1 protein-coding gene and 1 pseudogene are annotated in these 2,475 nt (G+C 36.8%); one reads left to right on the forward strand and one right to left on the reverse strand.

All coding sequences use genetic code 11. From position 1 onward, the window contains the following. Window positions 1–47 precede the first annotated feature (47 nt). A pseudogene (locus C0512_RS16050) lies at window positions 48–173 on the forward strand (hypothetical protein); the annotation flags it as partial. 10 nt (window positions 174–183) lie between these two features. Here the strand turns inward: C0512_RS16050 and C0512_RS15180 are convergent. Next, entirely contained in the window at window positions 184–1,854 is a 1,671-nt protein-coding gene (locus C0512_RS15180; RefSeq protein WP_290863083.1) for a DUF262 domain-containing HNH endonuclease family protein, read from the reverse strand. Window positions 1,855–2,475: the final 621 nt, after the last annotated feature.

A 2,475-nucleotide genomic window follows, 5' to 3' on the forward strand; every position in this document is an offset into this window, starting at 1 on the left:
TTATGACCCCTTCTATTATGTGACCCCTTCTATTACTAACGGAAAAGGATATTCAAGCGGCCAAGGCCATGCTGGCCGATCCGGATATTACGGTCGAGGAAGTGACCTCAAGGCTCAAAGTTGCTACGTCCACACTCTACCGGCATTTGCAAGGAGGAAGAGAAAGTATTTAGATGGCATATTCTACACAGACCAAATTTTCACAGCTAAATCTGCCATTATTGATTGCCTGTTTTCAATAGCCTGTTTATTCCACACTCCCTCTTCAGAAATGCTCTTCGTAAGATTGAAAGATGATTTTCTGTAGAGCTCTTTTTTATCCGAAAATGAACAATTCCCAATCGTACTGTTCATTTTTGAAGACATTAACGCAAGATTACCCAAGCGATTTTGATATGCCCTAAGTTCATCAGGCTTAAAATTAGCCGTCCATTCACTAGTTGGGTTTGATGGTAACACATGTTCTAGATTGACTCGATCAGTATCGAGACTCGGCACTTTTTCGGAATCAGTTTCGTACCCATTTTCAAGATATCGCAAATAAAATCTTGCAAGTTTCTGTTTAGAGATAGTAGCTACGGAGAATGCTGTTCTAAATTCTGAATCGGAAGGCAGATTTTTAAATGCAGAAATAACATCGACCGGTAGGTTTATTTTTCCTTCTGATATAGATCGAGCTGTATCTGCATATAACTTTTCCAATGTTCCGCCACCAACTCCACCAACAATTTGAAATCTTACTGCTACAGAAACAAGCTTTTTAAAGATGATTTTCACATTTTTATTATCAAACTTTTCCAATACAGCCAATAGTAAAGGCCTTATTTGTATCATACCCAGCAAATTTAATGCCGAAACTGCTTCGGTTACTTGGTAATCATAGCTTGACCAGAATTCATGATCAGTATTTATGAGAGCAGAGTAAACTCTAGCTCCATCTGCAAGATTATTAGAATAAGTCAATGCTAGCTTTTTACTGGTGATTTTTTTCTTTATCACTGAAAAAAGCTCTTTTTCCCGAATCAGACCGTATTTTGCCATTGAAAAATGACGCAAATATGTAACAACCAAAGGATCATCTGAAGCACTTTCTAATATTGATACCATTGTTTGCCAACGATTCTTCGTCTCCTCCAATTTTTCTCCAGATCGATGAAATAAGTAGTTCTTTAATAGGTCTGATATTGCTAATTCTAGTCCTCTGTCATTAAGAGTTTCAAATATGGTAAATGCATTACTATCATCTGGAGCCACAACAACTATAATTTTTAAATTTGTTTCAATATAGTCTAACCACTCATGCAACTCTTCTTCTGAATCTTTTGATTGTTGACGAATTTTTTCTAAAAATAAAATGCAGGATTTTGAAGCTTCAATCAATCTCTTATGAGATTGTCTTCTATATTTTGAATCATCTATATTGTCTATATCGTCTATAAGCTCTTGGTAAACTTCATTATCTACTTCATTTAATACTAGTTTTGGTTCTTGTTCTTTTGTTTTCCTATCAGTGCTCGCTAAGAAATCCGACTTTACTGATAATACAACTTCGCGATCATCTTCATTTTTAAATATATCTTTAATAGCCGCTATAATAAGACTAACCGTTGTTAAACGCTGCTGACCATCAACAACATCATAACGATTATTATCTCCAGCTGTAACGACAATCGACCCTAAAAAATATTCACGCTCCTTATTTTTTATTGCGTCATTAATGTCATTTAATAATGATTCTACATGCTCTTTTTCCCATGCATAAGATCGTTGATAAGCGGGTACCTTGAATCTTTTTCCTTTCAATACACTTCCAATCCCTTCTAGTTGTATTGAAATATGTTGAATTTGGCTCATCCTATTCTCCCCATACACGGTTAATTGTCGATTTGATCTTGTTCACGAAAATCAGGATCAGTTCCTTGTTTGCAATGGTCTAATAAAAACGGACAGTGAGATAGGTTGATAAAATAACGGAACCTATCGACGAGGACAACAAAAATGGCCCGAAAAAACGTTGCAGAGACTTAGGGGACAGGTCTTGCAATCACGTGCAGAGACTTAGGGGACAGGTCTTGCAATCACGCATTCGGTTTAACATGGCTCTCAACCGGAGCGCAGTTATAATACGATTTTGTTTACTCGGCTTTCCGTGCCGCACCCGGTTAGCTTTACGTTATGTCCAACAGGGAGAATCACTTTGACTCTTGGAAAAACCAAGGGGTCAGATTCGATTGATTTTGAATTGAGCCGATTTCCTATCTCCGCCTCTGGTAGCAGTATTGGGGTCACAGTATTGGGGTCAGACTCCAATACTACTACCTGAAATACAATAATATGCTTTAAAACAAATAGATGCCTATATTTATGAAGGTTAAACTTTGAGTTTTTATAAGATAAAATTGAAATTCCCACACTTCAATATCCACCCAAAGCTTAACCGTTATCAATTTTATGCGAACATCATTCAACCCGCAA

Source organism: Flavobacterium sp. (assembly GCF_013822155.1).
In the GTDB taxonomy this organism is placed as follows: domain Bacteria; phylum Bacteroidota; class Bacteroidia; order Flavobacteriales; family Flavobacteriaceae; genus Flavobacterium.